At 66.4% G+C, this 17,151-nt stretch carries 19 protein-coding genes; 14 read left to right on the top strand and 5 right to left on the bottom strand.

The window, feature by feature from the left end:
* The first annotated feature begins 24 nt into the window (after positions 1 to 24).
* The 10 genes from NCCP691_RS10525 (at position 25) to NCCP691_RS10480 (ending at position 8,846) form a co-directional block, all read left to right on the top strand.
* On the top strand, positions 25 to 648 hold the full coding sequence (locus NCCP691_RS10525; RefSeq protein ID WP_220808229.1) for a TorD/DmsD family molecular chaperone: 624 nt from the start codon (positions 25 to 27) through the stop codon (positions 646 to 648).
* Positions 649 to 932: 284 nt separating this feature from the next.
* Positions 933 to 1,124 carry a hypothetical protein gene (locus tag NCCP691_RS10520; RefSeq protein ID WP_220808228.1) on the top strand — a complete coding sequence of 64 codons (192 nt, stop codon included), beginning with the start codon at positions 933 to 935 and terminating at the stop codon, positions 1,122 to 1,124.
* A gap of 18 nt (positions 1,125 to 1,142) precedes the next feature.
* Entirely contained in the window at positions 1,143 to 4,103 is a 2,961-nt protein-coding gene (locus NCCP691_RS10515) for a formate dehydrogenase subunit alpha (RefSeq protein ID WP_220808227.1), read from the top strand.
* 13 nt (positions 4,104 to 4,116) lie between these two features.
* Complete coding sequence (fdh3B, locus tag NCCP691_RS10510) at positions 4,117 to 4,746, top strand: formate dehydrogenase FDH3 subunit beta (protein ID WP_220808226.1); 630 nt, start codon at positions 4,117 to 4,119, stop codon at positions 4,744 to 4,746.
* Positions 4,743 to 4,970, top strand: a complete 228-nt coding sequence (locus tag NCCP691_RS10505) for a hypothetical protein (protein ID WP_220808225.1) — start codon at positions 4,743 to 4,745, stop codon at positions 4,968 to 4,970. Before fdh3B ends, NCCP691_RS10505 begins: the two co-directional genes overlap by 4 nt.
* Positions 4,971 to 5,028: 58 nt before the next feature.
* Positions 5,029 to 6,180, top strand: coding sequence for a formate dehydrogenase subunit gamma (locus tag NCCP691_RS10500; RefSeq protein WP_220808224.1), 1,152 nt, complete (start codon positions 5,029 to 5,031; stop codon positions 6,178 to 6,180).
* Positions 6,181 to 6,191: 11 nt separating this feature from the next.
* Positions 6,192 to 6,566 (top strand): hypothetical protein, encoded by a 375-nt coding sequence (locus NCCP691_RS10495; RefSeq protein ID WP_220808223.1) that lies wholly within the window; start codon positions 6,192 to 6,194, stop codon positions 6,564 to 6,566.
* A 9-nt stretch (positions 6,567 to 6,575) separates the two neighbouring features.
* Entirely contained in the window at positions 6,576 to 7,418 is an 843-nt protein-coding gene (locus NCCP691_RS10490; RefSeq protein WP_220808222.1) for a formate dehydrogenase accessory sulfurtransferase FdhD, read from the top strand.
* Between the two features lie 46 nt (positions 7,419 to 7,464).
* Positions 7,465 to 8,172, top strand: a complete 708-nt coding sequence (locus tag NCCP691_RS10485) for an ABC transporter permease (protein ID WP_220808221.1) — start codon at positions 7,465 to 7,467, stop codon at positions 8,170 to 8,172.
* Positions 8,169 to 8,846, top strand: coding sequence for an energy-coupling factor ABC transporter ATP-binding protein (locus NCCP691_RS10480; RefSeq protein WP_220808220.1), 678 nt, complete (start codon positions 8,169 to 8,171; stop codon positions 8,844 to 8,846). Before NCCP691_RS10485 ends, NCCP691_RS10480 begins: the two co-directional genes overlap by 4 nt.
* A gap of 52 nt (positions 8,847 to 8,898) precedes the next feature.
* Here NCCP691_RS10480 and NCCP691_RS10475 read toward each other — a convergent pair whose 3' ends face one another.
* Positions 8,899 to 9,246: a hypothetical protein gene (locus NCCP691_RS10475; protein ID WP_220808219.1), complete on the bottom strand. Its 348-nt coding sequence runs from the start codon at positions 9,244 to 9,246 to the stop codon at positions 8,899 to 8,901.
* A 193-nt stretch (positions 9,247 to 9,439) separates the two neighbouring features.
* Here NCCP691_RS10475 and NCCP691_RS10470 point away from each other — a divergent pair, with 193 nt between their 5' ends.
* Positions 9,440 to 9,637, top strand: a complete 198-nt coding sequence (locus tag NCCP691_RS10470) for a hypothetical protein (RefSeq protein WP_220808218.1) — start codon at positions 9,440 to 9,442, stop codon at positions 9,635 to 9,637.
* 563 nt (positions 9,638 to 10,200) lie between these two features.
* On the opposite strand, the gene NCCP691_RS10465 is transcribed toward NCCP691_RS10470, so the two are convergent.
* The gene (locus NCCP691_RS10465; RefSeq protein WP_220808217.1) at positions 10,201 to 10,476 is read right to left on the bottom strand and encodes a hypothetical protein; all 276 of its coding nucleotides are present in this window, start codon (positions 10,474 to 10,476) and stop codon (positions 10,201 to 10,203) included.
* A 158-nt stretch (positions 10,477 to 10,634) separates the two neighbouring features.
* Here NCCP691_RS10465 and NCCP691_RS10460 point away from each other — a divergent pair, with 158 nt between their 5' ends.
* The gene (locus NCCP691_RS10460; RefSeq protein ID WP_220808216.1) at positions 10,635 to 10,844 is read left to right on the top strand and encodes a heavy-metal-associated domain-containing protein; all 210 of its coding nucleotides are present in this window, start codon (positions 10,635 to 10,637) and stop codon (positions 10,842 to 10,844) included.
* A gap of 46 nt (positions 10,845 to 10,890) precedes the next feature.
* Here the strand turns inward: NCCP691_RS10460 and cueR are convergent, their stop codons facing one another.
* The 3 genes from cueR to NCCP691_RS10445 all read right to left on the bottom strand — a co-directional run bounded on the left by cueR (position 10,891) and on the right by NCCP691_RS10445 (position 14,689).
* A complete protein-coding gene (gene cueR / locus NCCP691_RS10455; RefSeq protein WP_220808215.1) occupies positions 10,891 to 11,304 on the bottom strand; it encodes a Cu(I)-responsive transcriptional regulator in 414 nt (137 codons plus the stop codon).
* Positions 11,301 to 13,718, bottom strand: coding sequence for a heavy metal translocating P-type ATPase (locus NCCP691_RS10450; protein WP_220808214.1), 2,418 nt, complete (start codon positions 13,716 to 13,718; stop codon positions 11,301 to 11,303). The genes cueR and NCCP691_RS10450 overlap by 4 nt, the downstream gene beginning before the upstream one ends.
* Positions 13,719 to 13,792: 74 nt before the next feature.
* Entirely contained in the window at positions 13,793 to 14,689 is an 897-nt protein-coding gene (locus NCCP691_RS10445; protein ID WP_220808213.1) for an SDR family oxidoreductase, read from the bottom strand.
* Between the two features lie 9 nt (positions 14,690 to 14,698).
* On the opposite strand from NCCP691_RS10445, the gene NCCP691_RS10440 reads away from it, so the two are divergent.
* On the top strand, positions 14,699 to 15,751 hold the full coding sequence (locus NCCP691_RS10440) for a CDP-6-deoxy-delta-3,4-glucoseen reductase (RefSeq protein ID WP_220808212.1): 1,053 nt from the start codon (positions 14,699 to 14,701) through the stop codon (positions 15,749 to 15,751).
* 179 nt (positions 15,752 to 15,930) lie between these two features.
* Positions 15,931 to 17,133, top strand: a complete 1,203-nt coding sequence (locus NCCP691_RS10435) for an acetylornithine transaminase (protein ID WP_220808211.1) — start codon at positions 15,931 to 15,933, stop codon at positions 17,131 to 17,133.
* Positions 17,134 to 17,151: the final 18 nt, after the last annotated feature.

Below are 17,151 nucleotides of genomic sequence, written 5' to 3'. Positions count from 1 at the left end.
GCGTTAAAACTGGATAAAAACACCATGACCACACCCGGCACTTCCCATGTGATGAAGTTTCAGGCGCCCGACAACGGCGAGGAAACCGCGCGCGCCGACCTGTACGGCCTGCTCGCCCAACTGTTCTACGCGCCCCCGGGCGACGACCTGCTGGCCATGATCGCCGACTACCCGTCCAACGGCGACGGCGTGCTGCAGCAGGCCTGGAACGAACTCGGCGAGGCGTGCAAGGAAACCGATGCGCAGAAGACGCGCGACGAGTATGAACACCTGTTCATCGGCGTCGGCAAGCCGGAGCTGATGCTGTACGCCTCCTACTACCTGTCGGGCTTTCTGATGGAGAAGCCGCTCGCCGCGCTGCGCGACGACCTGGCCGCGCTCGGGCTGGCGCGCAGCGACGCCATGCCGGAGAGCGAGGATCACTTCGCCGCCCTGTGCGAAGTGATGCGCTACCTGATCACCTCCGATGATGCGGCGCACAGCAGCCTGGCGATGCAGAAGCAGTTCTTCCAGACGCATCTGCAGACCTGGGCCGGCGACATGTGCGACGCGGTGATGCAGCATCCGCAGGCCGTCTTTTATTCAAAGGTTGCACAACTGGCAAAACAGTTCCTCGAGGTCGAGGCGCAGGCGTTTGAGATGGCTTAAGAGTCCGCGCGCGCCTCGCTGTGCAGGCGCGCGGACCTGCACTACTCTAACTGTAGTGATCGGCCGGCGTCGCCGGCGATCCGCTGTGGTTTGCAATACCCGGTTCGCTGAAAAGTTTTCATCCGTTCGTGAATTTTCTGGCGCTAAGTAAAGCCCGCAATATGAATAGGGGCTCATATGTGCTACCTTGATAGTTGTTTTGAAGCATTAAAGAGCAGCGCGTGAAATTCTTAAAGTTTGAACAACAAACAATCAGTGCAGGACAACCTGCCAAGGAGACAACCATGGCCGAGCAGTCCAAGATCAAGCGGCGGACCTTCTTCGCCGCGCTCGGCGGAGCCGCAGCAGCGGGCGTCGCCGCCAAGATCGCCACCCAGACGAAGCTTCCTGTCGCCGAAGCCACTCCCGAGCCCGAGGGCAAGGGTTACCGGCTCTCCGAGCACATCAAGAAGTACTACCGTACCACCACCATCTGACCGTTCCCGGAGATGACCATGCTGTTAACCCGTAAAGGGCAGACAGGGCAGCGCTCGCCCGATCGTTTTGCCGCCAGCCTCGCCGACAGCCTGTCGCGCGCATTGCCGACGATGGACCGTCGCACCTTCCTCAAGCGTTCCGGGATCGGCATCGGTGCCGGCATCGCCGCATCGCAGCTCAATCTGATCCGCAAGGCGCAGGCCGCCGAAGGCGCGGGCGCCGGCAACGGCAAGATCGAGGTGCGGCGCACGGTGTGCACCCACTGCTCGGTCGGCTGCGCCGTCGATGCGATCGTCGAGAACGGCGTCTGGGTCCGCCAGGAGCCGGTGTTCGATTCGCCCATCAACATGGGCGCGCACTGCGCCAAGGGCGCCGCGCTGCGCGAGCACGGCCACGGCGAATACCGCCTCAAGTACCCGATGAAGCTCGTCAACGGCAAGTACCAGCGCATCAGCTGGGACCAGGCCCTCAACGAGATCTCGGCCAAGATGCTGGACCTGAAGAAGGCCAACGGCCCGGATTCGATGTTCTTCGTCGGCTCCTCCAAGCACAACAACGAACAGGCGATGTTGCTGCGCAAGTTCGTCTCCTTCTTCGGCACCAACAACACCGACCACCAGGCCCGCATCTGCCACTCGACCACCGTCGCGGGCGTCGCCAACACCTGGGGCTACGGTGCGATGACCAACAGCTACAACGATATGCAGAACGCCAAGGCGGTCATGTATATCGGCTCCAACGCGGCGGAAGCGCATCCGGTGTCGATGCTGCACATGCTGCACGCGAAGGAAAACGGCACCAAGATGATCGTGGTCGATCCGCGCTACACGCGCACGGCCGCCAAGTCCGACCAGTACATCCGCATCCGTTCCGGTTCCGACATCCCCTACCTGTACGGGATGCTGTACCACATCTTCAGGAACGGCTGGGAAGACAAGAAGTACATCAACGATCGCGTCTATGGCATGGACAAGATCCGCGAAGAAGTCATGAAGTGGACCCCGGACCGCGTCGAGGAAGCCTGCGGCGTGCCGGAAGCGGAAGTCTTCAAGGCCGCCGAGACGATGGCCAAGAACCGTCCGTCCACCATCGTCTGGTGCATGGGCCAGACCCAGCACACCATCGGCAATGCGATGGTGCGCGCGTCCTGCCTGCTGCAGCTCGCGCTCGGCAACGTCGGCGTGTCCGGCGGCGGCACCAACATCTTCCGCGGCCACGACAACGTGCAGGGCGCGACCGACGTCGGCCCCAACCCCGACTCCCTGCCCGGCTACTACGGCCTGGCCACCGGCTCCTGGAAGCACTGGGCGACGGTGTGGGGCGTGGACTATGAGTGGATCAAGAAGCAGTACGCCTCGCAGGCGATGATGGAAAAGTCCGGCATCACCGTCTCGCGCTGGATCGACGGCGTGCTGGAAAAGAACGAGCTGATCGACCAGGACAGCAACATCAAGGGCGTGGTGTTCTGGGGCCATGCGCCGAACTCGCAGACCCGCGGCCTGGAAATGAAGAAGGCGCTGGACAAGCTCGACCTGCTGGTGGTGATCGATCCCTACCCGTCCGCCACCGCGGCGATGGCGGCGATGAAGGTCGACGGCCAGGAACTCAATCCCAACCGCGCGGTGTACCTGCTGCCGGCGGCGACCCAGTTCGAGACCTCCGGCTCGGTGACGGCGTCGAACCGTTCGATCCAGTGGCGTGAAAAAGTGATCGAGCCGCTGTTCGAATCGCGCACCGACCACATGATCATGTACCAGCTGGCCGAGAAGCTCGGCTTCGCCAAGGAACTGGTCGCCAAGGTCAAGATGGTGCCCGGCAAGGGCGGCATGATGGAACCTGAGGTGGAGTCCCTGCTGCGCGAAATCAATCGCGGCACCTGGACCATCGGCTACACCGGCCAGTCGCCCGAGCGACTCAAGGCCCACATGCGCAACATGCACATGTTCGACGTGAAGACGCTCAAGTGCAAGGGCGGCAAGGACCCGGTCACCGGCTATGACATGACCGGCGACTACTTCGGCCTGCCCTGGCCGTGCTTCGGCACGCCGGAGCTCAAGCATCCCGGTTCGCCCAACCTGTACGACAACAGCAAGCACGTGATGGACGGCGGCGGCTGCTTCCGCGCCAACTTCGGCGTGGAGCGCGACGGCGTCTCGCTGCTGGCCGAGGACGGCTCGCACAGCGTCGGTTCCGACATCACCACCGGCTATCCGGAGTTCGACCATGTCCTGCTCAAGAAGCTGGGCTGGTGGGACGACCTGACCGAGGAAGAAAAGAAACTGGCCGAGGGCAAGAACTGGAAGACCGACCTTTCCGGCGGCATCCAGCGCGTCTGCATGAAGGTGCACGGCGTTCACCCGTTCGGCAACGCCAAGGCGCGCGCCGTGGTGTGGAACTTCCCGGATCCGGTGCCTCAGCATCGCGAACCGCTGTACGGCACCAAGCCCGAGCTGGCCGCGAAGTACCCGACGCACGACGACAAGATGGCCTTCTGGCGTCTGCCCACCCTCTACAAGACGGTGCAGCAGAAGAACATCGAGACCAAGATGTACGAAAAATTCCCGATCATCCTCACCTCCGGCCGTCTGGTGGAGTACGAGGGCGGCGGCGAAGAGACGCGTTCCAATCCGTGGCTGGCCGAGCTGCAGCAGGACGCCTTCGTGGAGATCAATCCCGAGGCAGCCCGCGCGCGCGGCATCCGCAACGGCGAGTACGTGATCGTCTCGACCCCGACCGGGGCGCGCATCAAGGTCAAGGCACTGGTCACCCCGCGCGTGGCGCCGGATACCGCGTTCATTCCGTTCCACTTCTCCGGCTGGTGGCAGGGCAAGGACATGCTCGAGTACTACCCGGAAGGTGCGGCGCCGGTGGTGCGCGGCGAAGCGGTCAACACCGCCACGACCTACGGCTACGACTCGGTGACCATGATGCAGGAAACCAAGACGACCATCTGCAATATCGAACGCATCAGCGCCTGAACCGGAGATAGCCATGGCAAGAATGAAATTCATCTGCGACTCGGAGCGCTGCATTGAGTGCAACAGCTGCGCGACCGCGTGCAAAAACGAAAATGAAGTGCCCTGGGGCGTCAACCGGCGCCGCGTGGTCACCATCAACGACGGCGTGATCGGCCAGGAAAAGACCATCTCGGTGGCCTGCATGCACTGCTCCGACGCGCCCTGCATGGCGGTGTGCCCGGTCGACTGCTTCTACAAGACCGATGAAGGCGTCGTGCTGCACAACAAGGATGCCTGCATCGGCTGCGGCTACTGCTCCTACGCCTGCCCGTTCGGCGCGCCGCAGTTCCCGTCCTCCGGCACCTTCGGCCTGCGCGGCAAGATGGACAAGTGCACCTTCTGCGCCGGCGGCCCGGAAGAAAACGGTTCCAAGGCCGAGTTCGAAAAGTATGGCCGCAACCGCCTGTCCGAAGGCAAGCTGCCGGCCTGCGCCGAGATGTGCTCGACCAAGGCGCTGCTGGCCGGCGACGGCGACGTGGTGGCGGACATCTTCCGCACCCGCGTCATCCACCGCGGCAAGGGCAGCGAAGTCTGGGGCTGGGGCACGGCCTACGGCCAGCCGCCGCAGCAGCAATCCAAGGCACCGGAAGGGAAAAAGTCATGAAGCGCGCAATGATGCTGGGCGCCTGCGCCCTGCTGCTGTCCGCATGCGGCGAGATCGACCAGAGCAAGACCGCCGGCAACACCTACCGCAACGACGTTCCCGCCTCGCAGGGCGCGAAGAACGCTCACGTGGTCAGCGGCTGGCAGCCGGGCAACCAGGGCAGCTGGGAAAACCAGATCCGCGCTCGCGGCCAGCTGCAGAACGAGTACCAGAAGGTGAACTAGCGCGCATCAGCGCTGGCGTGCGGCCGCCTCCGGGCGGCCGCGGCAGAAGGGACAACTCATGAACAAATGGATCACCGGCCTCGCCCTGTCCACGATGCTTGCCATCGGTACGGCAGCGGCACAGGAGGCCAAGACGCCGGCCGCGCAACCGGCCCAGCCGGCACCCACGGCGGCGCTGCCCGCGGTGGAATCGGTCGACATCCTCAAGCAGAACCAGGCCGAGCGCAACCGCACCCAGCCCGGCAATGCCGCGCCGGTCTTCCGCGCGATCAAGGAAGGCGGCGAGCACTACTCCAGCCTGCCCTATCCGGAGGCGGGCGTGCTGATTCAGCCGAAGGCGCAATTCCCCGGCCAGTCGTACGCGACCACCGCCGGCGAAGCCTGGCGCCAGTACCGCAACGGTCCGCTCACCGCGCTCGGCGCAGGCCTGCTGCTGGCCGCGCTGTTCGTGGTCACCCTGCTCTACTTCGTCGCGGGCCAGATCAAGAACAAGGAAGCGCCGACCGGACGCCTGATCGAGCGCTTCACTCCGGCGGAACGCTTCGTGCACTGGACGGTGGCGATCACCTTCCTGGCGCTGGCGCTGACGGGCGTGATCATCCTGTTCGGCAAGCATTTCCTGCTGCCGATCATCGGCCACACGCTGTTCGGCTGGCTCGGCTATCTGAGCAAGAACGTGCACAACTTCGTCGGTCCGCTGTTCACCGTCTCGATCATCGCCTTCTTCGTGCTGTACGTGAAGGACAACCTGCCCGCCAAGCCCGACCTGAACTGGCTGCTGCGCGCCGGCGGCCTGTTCGGCGGCAAGAACGCCAAGGAGCCGAGCTCCTACCGCTTCAACGCCGGCGAAAAGATCTGGTTCTGGGGCGGCCTGACGCTGATGGGTCTGATCGTGTCGGCCTCCGGTTTCGTGCTCGACATGATCGTGCCGGGCATGACCTACAGCCGCAGCAACATGCAGATCGCCAATATCGTGCACGTCGTCGGAACCATGCTGATGATGGCCGGCTCCATTGGTCATATCTATCTCGGCTCGATCGGCATGGAAGGCGCTTACGACGGCATGCGCCACGGCTACGTGGACGACACCTGGGCGAAGGAACATCACGACCTCTGGTATGAACAGGTCCAGAACGGCGAAGTGCCCCGCGTGCGCAGCAAGGCACCCGGTCAAGGGTCCGGCGACGCGCCGGCTCCGGTCAAGGTTTGAGGGAGAAATCGATGCATAAAGCGTTTGTCATGATCACGTCCGCCGCCGCCTTCGTCCTGGCCGGCAGCGCCTGGGCCAAGCTGCCCGCGCCGACGCCGGAAAAGGCGGCCGCCGCGGCGGAAGCCAAGAACAAGGCCGCCTGGACCGACAAAGTCGCGGCCTACAAGCTGTGCCAGGCACAGGACAAGGTCGCCGGCAAGTATCTGAAGTCGGACAAGGGCAGCGGCAAAAAGCCGACCGAGACCCCGGCCTGCGCCGATCCCGGCCCGTACGTGCCGTTGCCCCCGGCTGCCGATGCCGGCACCGCGGCCGCACCCGCCGCACCCGCTGCCGCGCCCGCGGCGGCACCGGCCAGCGCGCAAGCAGCCGCGCCCGTAAAGAAATAAAATCCCCCCATGTCCAGCCGCCCTCATCTGACCAACGCCAGCGCCGCCCTCACACGGGAGGTGGAGGTGATGGATGAGCGCGGCCGGATTTCCACGATCTTCATTCCCGCCGAACGTCCGCTGACGGTCTACGTCGACAAGCGCGAGCTGGTCACGCTGATGACGCTCGGCGGCGCGCCGGAAATGCTCACTCTCGGCTATCTGCGCAACCAGCGCCTGGTCCGCTCGATCGACGACATCGAGTCGGTCACGGTGGACTGGAGCGTGGATTCGGTCGCGGTCAAGACCCGCAACGGCATCGCCGACATCGAGGAACGCACCTCGAAGAAAGTGGTCACCACCGGCTGCGGCCAGGGCTCGGTATTCGGCGGCCTGATGGACGAGGTCGACCAGATCGTGCTGCCGGCCGACGCCCGGCTCAAGCAGTCGGTGCTCTACCGTATCGTCGACACCATCCGCACCCAGCAGTCGGTCTACAAGCAGGCCGGGTCGGTGCACGGCTGCGCCCTCTTCACCGCCGGCGGCGACATGCTGTACTGGGTGGAGGACGTGGGCCGCCACAACGCGGTCGACTCCATCGCCGGACGCATGTGGCTCGATGGCGTGAGCGGCGAGGACAAGGTGTTCTACACCACCGGCCGCCTGACCTCGGAAATGGTGATCAAGGGCGCGCAGATGGGCATCCCCTTCCTGCTGTCGCGTTCCGGCACCACGCAGATGGGCCACATGGTCGCCGAAAAGCTCGGCATGACCCTGCTCGCGCGCTGCACCGGCAAGCACTTCCTGGCGCTGACCGGCCGCGACAGGCTGATCATGGAACCGCACCTCGCGGACGTTTTACGGGTAGCATAAGCGCTACTCCGCTTTACCCCCGGGCCGCGGCCCCCCGCAGTCATCCATGCACCTGATCGACGCCATCACCGATGCCTTTGCCCTGCTGCTGTCCGGCGACGCCGGCCTGTGGCAGATCATCTGGGTGTCGCTCAAGACCACCATCATCGCCCTGCTGCTGGCCGCCCCGCTGGCCGTGATGCTCGGCTACCTGATCGCCAGCCACGGCTTTCGCGGCCGCCGCGTGGTGATCTGGCTGGTGCAGGCCTCGCTGTCGCTGCCCACCGTCCTGATCGGCCTGCTGCTGTACCTGATGCTGTCGCGCCAGGGCCCGCTCGGCGGCCTGCAATGGCTGTTTTCGCAACCCGGCATCATCGCCGGCCAGGTGCTGATCGCGCTGCCGGTGCTGCTGGCGTTTTCGCTGGCGGCGGTGCAGGCGGCCGACCCCCGCATCGCCGAGACCGCCGTCACCCTCGGCGCCTCCCGCTGGCGTGCGATGCGCACCGTCCTGCACGAGGTGCGCTTCGGCGTGATGGCCGCCCTGATCAGCGGCTTCGGCCGCGTCATTTCGGAAGTCGGCTGCGCGGTCATGGTCGGCGGCAATATCGCCGGCGAGACGCGCACCATGACCACCGCCATCGCGCTGGAGACCAGCAAGGGCGAGTTCGCGCAGGGCATCGCGCTGGGCATCGTGCTGGTCGCGATCGCGCTGCTGATCAATGCCGGCCTGGTGTTGCTGCAGGGCGACCCGCGCGCGGCGAGGGGAAGCGCATGACGCCGCTGCTGCTCATCGACCGCCTGCGCAAGGATTTCGGCGAACGCCGCCTGTTCGACATCGACCGCCTCATGCTGCGCCAGGGCGCCGCCTACGTGCTCACCGGCCTCAACGGCACCGGCAAGAGCACGCTGCTGCGCATCCTCGCCGGACTGGAAACCGCCGACTGCGGCCGTGCCAGCTTTCTCGGCGAGGAACTGCCCTGGCAGCCCTATCCGCAGCGGCTGCGCGAAGCGGTCGTCTATGTGCATCAGCACCCGGTCATGTTTTCCACCAGCGTCGCCGAGAACATCGGCTATGGTCTCGCCGCCCGCGGCATGCCGCGCGCCGAGATGCGCGAACGGGTGGAAGCCGCGATGGAATGGGCGGGTGTCACGCATCTGCGGCACAGCAAGCCGCTCACGCTGTCGGGCGGCGAAAAGCAGCGCGTCGCGCTGGCCCGCGCCCGCGTGCTGGAACCGAAACTGCTGCTGCTGGACGAGCCGACCTCCAATCTCGACGGCGCCGCCCGTGAATCGGTGATCGCGCTGATTCCCTCGCTGACCGCGGCCGGCAGCAGCGTCATCGTCGCCTGCCACGACCGCGACCTGATCTCGCTGCCGCAGGTGGAACGCCTCAAGCTGCGCGACGGCCGTCTGCAGGCACGGCAGAACCGCATACGCGCGGTTTCCTGACGACCGCGGCCCGGCGGAGCGCCGCCGCCGTTTCGCCGTAGCGGACAGCGGTTTACTGCTTCGTCGTCCCCGTCGTCTCCGGCACCGAATGGTTGTTCACCTGCCCCGAGTGCGGCATGCCCGCCTGCTCCTGCTGCTTCGCCAGCGGTGCAGGGTTGGCCTGCGTCGGGGTGTTGGCGTCGCCGCTGTTGGCGGTCGTGTCGGCGGGTTTTTCCGTGGTACCGGGTGCCGCACCGGTGGCGGACGGGTCGGCGACCGAGCCGCCCGCCGGGGCGGACGATACCGAGGGTGACGAACCCGGCGTGACGTCGCCGGCGCCGGTCTTCGGCTCCGGGGTGCGCTGGCAGGCCGCCAGCAAGGCCAGCGCGAGGCCGGCGCAGAGGATGGTCCTGTGTCCCATGGTCTTCTCCTTCGCCCGGGCGCGGCAGCCCTGCCGCCGCTCCTTCCGGGCACGCATCTTTTCGACCCGGCACGGATGGCCCGGTTCTTGCGCATGACATCGCGCATATCGCCGACCGCAGCGGTCCTGCTGTAATTGGAACGTTTTCAGGGAAGCTTTATCTATCAACTCCGTTTCAAACATTGGGGAAAAGATGGCCACGATTCGCCTTTCAACCAAGGAAGTCCAGGTTGACGACACGATTTACGTATTCGACGTCGTGCAGGTTGCCGACCGCTTCGAAGCATGCGTCGCGATGACCGATGTCGACCACTGCACGCTCGACCACCCGCCGGTTTCCAAACGTCCGGTCGACGCCGCCGCCCGGCCCGAGGAAGGCGCCGCGGCGTAGGCCGGAAGTCACAGCGCTTCACACACACCGTTACGACTCGAGCAGCAACGACAGGAGGTTCATTCCGAAGGTCTGCTTTTTTCCTGACGGATCTGTTCCGGCAGCCATCCCCGGGAAAAAACATGACCTTCGCCATACCCATCTTGCTTTACCACCGCATCGGCGACACCGCTTCGGCGCGATGTGATGGAGGATCCCGGCGCCCCGCGCGTATGGCTGGCGCATGAACCGCGATTGCCGCGGACAGGTTTCAGTCACCTGGCCTGCCAGGGGACGATTCGAGGGAAGCGTGGCACATCGCGGGCGGCGCCGCGGCCTGCACCAGCAGTACACCGTCGCGCGACAGGCAATTGAACGGAGCAGTCCCCTTCAGCACATACCGCGCACCTGCTACGACGGGGCGACGCCGCGAATTTTCAGGCCCGGATCCGGCTGCAGGCAGGCCCGCTCGCCGGGCTCTGGCTTGCCGCCTGCCCGCTGCCACGGCGGCCGCGCCGTCCGCAGGCCGAAGCGCCGGGGACGGCGCCCGGCCGGATCAGGAAGGAGAAAATCTCAGCCAGCCATCAGGGCTGCTTGGGCACTTCCACCCGCGTGACCTGGTTGGGCGGGGCCACCGGGTCGCTGGCGGGGAAGGTCTGCTCGACCGCATCATCCAGCTGCGCTTCTTCCCGCTCCTCCGGATCGTCCGAGTCGGTCTTGCGCGCATGGACGTCGCGCGAGGTCACATCCTGCGGAGCCACGTCCTTGGGCGTCACCGACTGCGAGTTGTCGCCCTGCGAGGACCGCTCCTTCGGCTCCTTGCGTTCGTCCTCTTCGGGGCTTCTCTTGAGATTCGACATGGTGTTTCTCCAGTTGAAAGACAAACCGACATGCGCCGGTTTTATTCGGATAGCCCCGCCACGAGAAAGTTTCTCCGGATGTCCGGCCGCAAACAAATTGCGCTTGACCTTCCCGCCATGGCAGGCTTTACAGTAGGGCTTTCACCGGGAGATTGCTTATGTACGAGCTGAAAGTCGAAGGTATGAGCTGCGGCCACTGCGTTGCCGCGGTCACGCGGTCCCTGCAGGAGGTCGATGCCGCTGCAAAGGTGGATGTCGATCTCGCGCAGCAGACGGTGCGGGTGGCGACCGCCGCACCGCTGGAGAAGGTGCGCGAGGCGGTGGAAGAGGCCGGCTACACGGTGCTGTCCGGCGCGGCCCGTTCCTGATCCGCCGTCCGGGACCGCTCTTGCCGGGGCGGTCCCTCCGCCCTGCTCAGTGGCAGGCGCCCGTCTTCTCCTCCGCTTCTGACAGGCCCGCAAGAATCGGACAATCCGGTCTGTCATCCCCCGCGCACGCATGCGCCAGATGCTGCAGCGTGTCGCGCATCTCGCTCAGTTCACGTATGCGCTGCTCCAGCTGCATCACATGCTCATGTGCGATCGCCTTCACATCCGCGCTGGCCCGACCCGGGTTCTGCCACAGCGACAGCAGGTCGCGGATCTGTTCCAGCGAAAAACCGAGGGTGCGCGCGCGCTTGATGAAGCGCAGCGTATGCACATCCTTGTCGCCGTAGATGCGGTAGCCGGACGCGGTGCGCGCACCCTGGCGGATCAGGTCGATGCTTTCGTAGTAGCGGATCATCTTGGCCGAGACCCCGGAGGCGGCCGCCGCCTGTCCTATGTTCATTGCATGCTCCTTTCTTTCTTCGGCGCCCAGCGGCGCAGCAAGAGCGCATTGCTGATCACGCTCACCGAACTGAAGGCCATCGCGGCGCCGGCCACCACCGGGCTGAGCAGGCCGAGCGCCGCCAGCGGTATGCCGACCAGGTTGTAGATGAAGGCCCAGAACAGGTTCTGCCGGATCTTGTTCCAGGTGCGGCGCGAGACATCGATGGATGCCGGCACCAGCACCGGGTCGCCGCGCATCAGGGTGATGCCGGCCGCGTGCATGGCGACGTCGGTGCCGGTCGCCATCGCGATGCCGACATCGGCCGCCGCCAGCGCGGGCGCATCGTTGATGCCGTCGCCCACCATCGCCACGCCGTGCCCGGCCGCCTTGAGCGCCGCGATCTTTTCGGCCTTGTCGGCGGGGAGGACTTCGGCCACCACTTCATCGATGCCGAGCGCCTTGCCGACCGCCTGCGCGCTGCCGCGGTTGTCGCCGGTCAGGAGCACGCTGCGCACGCCGAGACGGCGCAGCTGCGCCAGCGCCTCGGCCGCGCCCGGCTTGATCCGGTCGCCGAAGGCAAGCAGGCCGAGCAGGCGCCGCTGCTCGCCATCCTCGGTCAGCCACGACACGGTATTGCCGGCCTGTTCCAGTTCCTGCGCGCGCTGCGCCAGCGGCCCGGGATCGATGCCGGTCTCGCGCAGGAGCCGCGTGCTGCCGAGCCTGAGCAGCCGCCCCTCCACCCGCGCCTGCAGTCCGCGTCCGGGCAGGGCTTCCACCGCCTGCGCTGGCGCGGCGGCGAGACCGGCTGCCGCCGCGGCGTCCAGCACGGCGCGCGCCAGCGGATGTTCGCTGCCCTGCTGCACCGAGGCGGCCAGTCTCAGCAGTTCGCGCTCGTCCACGCCGTGCGGCAGCGCCGCGGTCAGCGCCGGCCGTCCCACGGTCAGGGTGCCGGTCTTGTCGAATACCACGGTGTGCACCGCATGCGCGACTTCCAGCGCCTCGGCGTCCTTGATCAGAATCCCGTGGCGCGCGCCGGCGCCGGTCCCCGCCATGATCGCCGCCGGCGTCGCCAGTCCGAGCGCACATGGGCAGGCGATGACCAGCACCGCCACCGCGTTGATGATGGCCTGTTCGGCGTCGGCGCCGGCCAGCATCCAGCCGCCGAAGGTCAGCAGCGCGATGACCAGCACCACCGGCACGAAGACCGCGCTCACCTTGTCCACCAGATGCTGGATTGGCGCCTTGGCCGCCTGCGCGCTCTCCACCAGGCGGATGATGCGTGACAGCGTGGTCTCGCCGCCGATCGCGGTGGTGCGCACCAGCAGCAGGCCTTCCGCATTGATCGCGCCGCCGGTCGCCTTGTCGCCCGGCTGCTTCGCCACCGGCAGGCTTTCGCCGGTCAGCAGGGATTCGTCGAGATGGCTGCGGCCCTCTTCGATCACGCCGTCGACCGCGACCCGCTCGCCCGGCCGCACGACGACCAGGTCGCCCAGCCTGACGTCGGCAATCGGCATCTCGCGTTCCGTGCCATCGCGCCGCACGCGCGCGGTATCGGGACGCAGCACCTGCAGCGCGCGTATCGCTTCGGTGGTCTGGCGCTTGGCGCGCGCCTCCAGCCATTTGCCGAGCAGGACCAGCGTGATGACGACGGCGGATGCCTCGAAATACAGGTGCGGCATGCCATGCTCGCCGTGCCGCCACAGCAGGTAGACGCTCAGCCCATATGCGGCGCTGGTGCCGAGCGCGACCAGCAGATCCATGTTGCCGGCCCCCGCGCGCACCGCCTTCCATCCGGCGCGGTAAAAGCGCGCGCCGAGCCAGAACTGCACCGGCGTCGCCAGCAGCAGCTGCAGCCAGCCCGGCAGCATCCAGTCGGCGCCGAACAGGCCGCCCGCCATCGGCAGCGCCAGCGGCAGCGACAGCAGGGCCGCGATGATCAGATGGTTGCGCTCGCGGTCGGCGCGTGCCTGCGCTGGTGCCGCGTCGCGGCTGCGAGTCTGATGGGCTTGCGCCTGATAGCCCGCCTTTTCGATCGCGGCGCGCAACTGCTCGGCGGAGACGCCGGCGTCGGCGCGCACATGCGCGCTTTCGGTGGCCAGATTGACGCTGGCCTCGTTGACGCCCGCTACCTTGCGCAGCGCTTTTTCGACGCGCGCGACGCAGGACGCGCAGGTCATGCCCTGCACATCGAAGTCGTACTCGCGCTGCGGCACGCCGTAGCCGGCTTTTTCAATCGCCTCGCGCAGCGCCTGCGCCGGCAATGCCGGATCGGTCCGGACGGTGGCGGTCTCGGTGCCCAGATTGACGCTGGCCTCATGCACGCCCGGCACCTTGCGCAGGGCTTTCTCCACCCGCAGCACGCAGGATGCGCAGGTCATGCCCTCGACGGGCAGCTGAAACTCCCTTTCAGCGGGGTCGGCGGCGACGCTCATCACACTCTCCTTTGACAGATGAGGCGATTATCAACCCTCCCAAGATGGGAAGGTCAAGCACCGAAATCAAGGTCTCAGGAATTGCCTGCGATACTTGCCAAAGCGTCATGCACCGTCGGCCAGCGCAGCCGCGCGCCGAGTTCCGCCTTGAGGCGGCGGTTGTCCAGCCGGCGCGACTCGGACATGAAGGAAAGCAGCATCGGCGATACCGCCTGCGCCAGCGCCGGACGCGGCAGACGGGGCGGCCGCGGCAGTCCGAAGGCGTCGGCCACGGCGTCGAAGTATTCGCCCATCTTCATGTCGCTGTCGTCGACCGCATGGTAGACGCGCCCCGGCTGCAGGCGGAACAGCGCGAGCATGACGATGCGCGCCAGATCGTCGGCATGGATGTGATTGGTGTGGACGTCGTCCTCCGGCGTCAGCGCCGGCGTGCCCTTTTGCAGCCGCTCCAGCGGCAGGCGGTCGGCCGCGTAGATGCCGGGCACGCGCAGGATGGCCAGCCGTCCGCCCCGGCGTTTTGCCCAGCGCCGCAGCACCCTTTCCGCATCCACCCTGCGCGCAGCGCGGGGATTGCGCGGACTGACCGGCCGCGTCTCGTCGAAGCAGGCGCCGCCGCAGTCGCCGTAGACCCCGGTGGTGCTGACATAAACCAGCGTCGCGCCCTCGGGTAAAATGGCGGCCAGGTTACGGGTACGGCGGTCGACGGCGCCCTCGGACGGCGGCGGCGCCAGATGCACCACGCAGGAGGCGAGCCGGCCCAGCCGGGCCAGGGTCTGAGGCCGGTCGAGGTCGGCCACCAGCGGCACCGCCCCGGCGGCGCGCAGTTCGGCGCGGCGCTGCGGCTGGCTGGTCACGGCGAAGATCCGGAAACGGTCGCGCAGCAGCGGCAACAGCCGCATGCCCACATCGCCGCAACCCACGATCAGCAGGCGCGGCCTGCCGGTTTTTTTGACATCACTGCTTTTCATCATCGGGATTGTATGAGTTTCCAGGTAACAGTTCAGCCCAGCGGCCGCCAGTTCAGCTGCGAAGAAGACGAAACCGTATTGAGCGCGGCCATCCGCGCCGGCGTCGGCCTGCCCTACGGCTGCAAGAACGGCGCCTGCGGCAGCTGCAAGGGCAAGCTGCTCGAAGGCCAGGTCACGCACGGCGCGCACCAGGACAAGGCGCTGTCGGTGGCGGAGGAAGAGCGCGGCCTCGCGCTGTTCTGCTGCGCCAGGCCGCATTCGGACCTCACCATCGAAGCGCGCGAAGTGCTCGGCGTGGGCGAATTCCCGATCAAGAAATTGCCGACCCGTGTCGCTAAAATCGACCGCGTGGCCGACGACGTCGTCGTGCTGTCGCTGCAGCTGCCCGCCAACGAGCGGCTGCAGTACAAGGCCGGCCAGTACATCGAGTTCCTGCTCAAGGACGGCAAGCGCCGCAGCTACAGCATGGCCAATGCACCGCACCTCGACGAATACCTGACGCTGCACATCCGCCATATGTACGGTGGCCTGTTCACCGATCACGTGTTCAACAACATGAAGGAGCGCGAGATCCTGCGCTTCGAGGGACCGCTCGGCACCTTCTTCCTGCGCGAGGACTCCGACAAGCCGATGGTGCTGCTCGCCTCGGGCACCGGCTTCGCGCCGATCAAGGCCATCGTCGAGCAGGCGATCCACACCGGCAGCCAGCGGCCGATGGTGCTGTACTGGGGCGGCCGCCGTCCCAAGGACCTGTACATGTCCGCGCTGTGCGAGCAGTGGGCGCGCGAGCTGCCGAACTTCCGCTTCGTGCCGGTGATCTCCGATGCCCAGCCCGACGACAAGTGGAGCGGCCGCACCGGCTTCGTCCATCGTGCCGTGATGGAAGACCTGCCGGACCTGTCCGGCCATCAGGTCTATGCCTGCGGCGCGCCGGTCATGGTCGATTCGGCGAAGAAGGATTTCGTCGCCCGGTGCGGTCTGCCGGAAGACGAGTTCTACGCCGACGCCTTCACCTCGGAGGCCGACGCCGCCGATGCGGTGCTGACCACCACGCCAGCGTTTTGACGCGGCGCGGAAAAACACGGTACCATGCGCCTTATGAAATCGACAGCCAGACAATTGCGACGCCGCACCCTCGTGTCCCACACCGGGGAACCGTGCGCGTAAGAGTTTGCTGCTCACCAAGCCACAGGTCCTCCCTGTGGCTTTTTTTTTGAATCTGCCCATCCTTCCAGGAGCCTGAAATGGAATTCAGCCAGTACGACGTCAACGCCCTCTTGCAGATCACCAACCGGCCGAACCTCGTGTTCACCGAGGGCCGCGGCATGTGGCTGACGGACCATAACGGCAAGCGCTATCTCGATTATCTGCAGGGCTGGGCCGTCAACTGCCTCGGCCATTCGCCGCAGTGCATCGTCGACGCGCTGGCCAGCCAGGGCGCGAAGCTGATCAACCCCTCCCCCGCCTTCTACAACGAACCGTCGATCCGGCTTGCCTCGATGCTGACGGCGAACTCCTGTTTCGACCGCGTGTTCTTCGCCAACAGCGGCGCCGAAGCCAACGAAGGCGCAATCAAGCTGGCGCGCAAATGGGGCAAGCTCAACAAGAGCGCGGCCGGCGAGAACCGCTACGAAATCATCACCTTCAACCACGGCTTCCACGGCCGCACCCTGGCCACCATGTCGGCCAGCGGCAAGTCGGGCTGGGACACGATGTTCGCGCCCCAGGTGCCGGGCTTCCCGAAGGCGGAGCTCAACGACATCGCCAGCGTCGAGGCGCTCATCACCGACCGCACGGTGGCGGTGATGCTGGAGCCGGTGCAGGGCGAAAGCGGCGTCATCCCCGCGCAGCCCGAGTTCATGCAGGCCCTGCGCGCGCTGACGAAGCAACGCAACCTGCTGCTGATCGTGGACGAGGTGCAGGCCGGCATGGGCCGCACCGGCGAACTGTTCGCCTACCAGCTGTCCGGCATCGAGCCCGACATCATGACCCTGGGCAAGGGCATCGGCGGCGGCGTGCCGCTGTCGGCCATGCTCTGCCGCGAAGAGATCGCGGTCTTCGAAGCGGGCGAACAGGGCGGCACCTACAACGGCAACCCGGTCATGACCGCCGTCGGCGCCGCCGTGCTCGATGAACTGCTCAAGCCCGGCTTCCTGCAATCGGTCAAGGACACCGGCGCCTACCTGCGCGCCGAACTGCTCAAGCTGTGCGACCGGCACGGGCTGGAAGGCGAACGCGGCGAAGGCCTGCTGCGCGCGCTCAAGCTCGGCCGCGACATCGGCCCGCAGATCGTCGAGCAGGCACGCAACCTGGAGCCGGTCGGCCTGCTGCTCAACTCGCCGCGGCCCGATCTGCTGCGCTTCATGCCGGCACTGAACGTGAGCCGCGACGAGATCGATCAGATGATCGCGATGCTGTCGGCGGTGCTGGACAAGATCGGCCGCTGAGGCCTATGGCGGCTCCTG

This window comes from Noviherbaspirillum aridicola, from assembly GCF_019656455.1.
Classification (GTDB): domain Bacteria; phylum Pseudomonadota; class Gammaproteobacteria; order Burkholderiales; family Burkholderiaceae_D; genus Noviherbaspirillum; species Noviherbaspirillum aridicola.
Note: the sequence above shows the minus strand (reverse complement) of the source record. Positions and strands in the feature narration are given on the sequence as shown.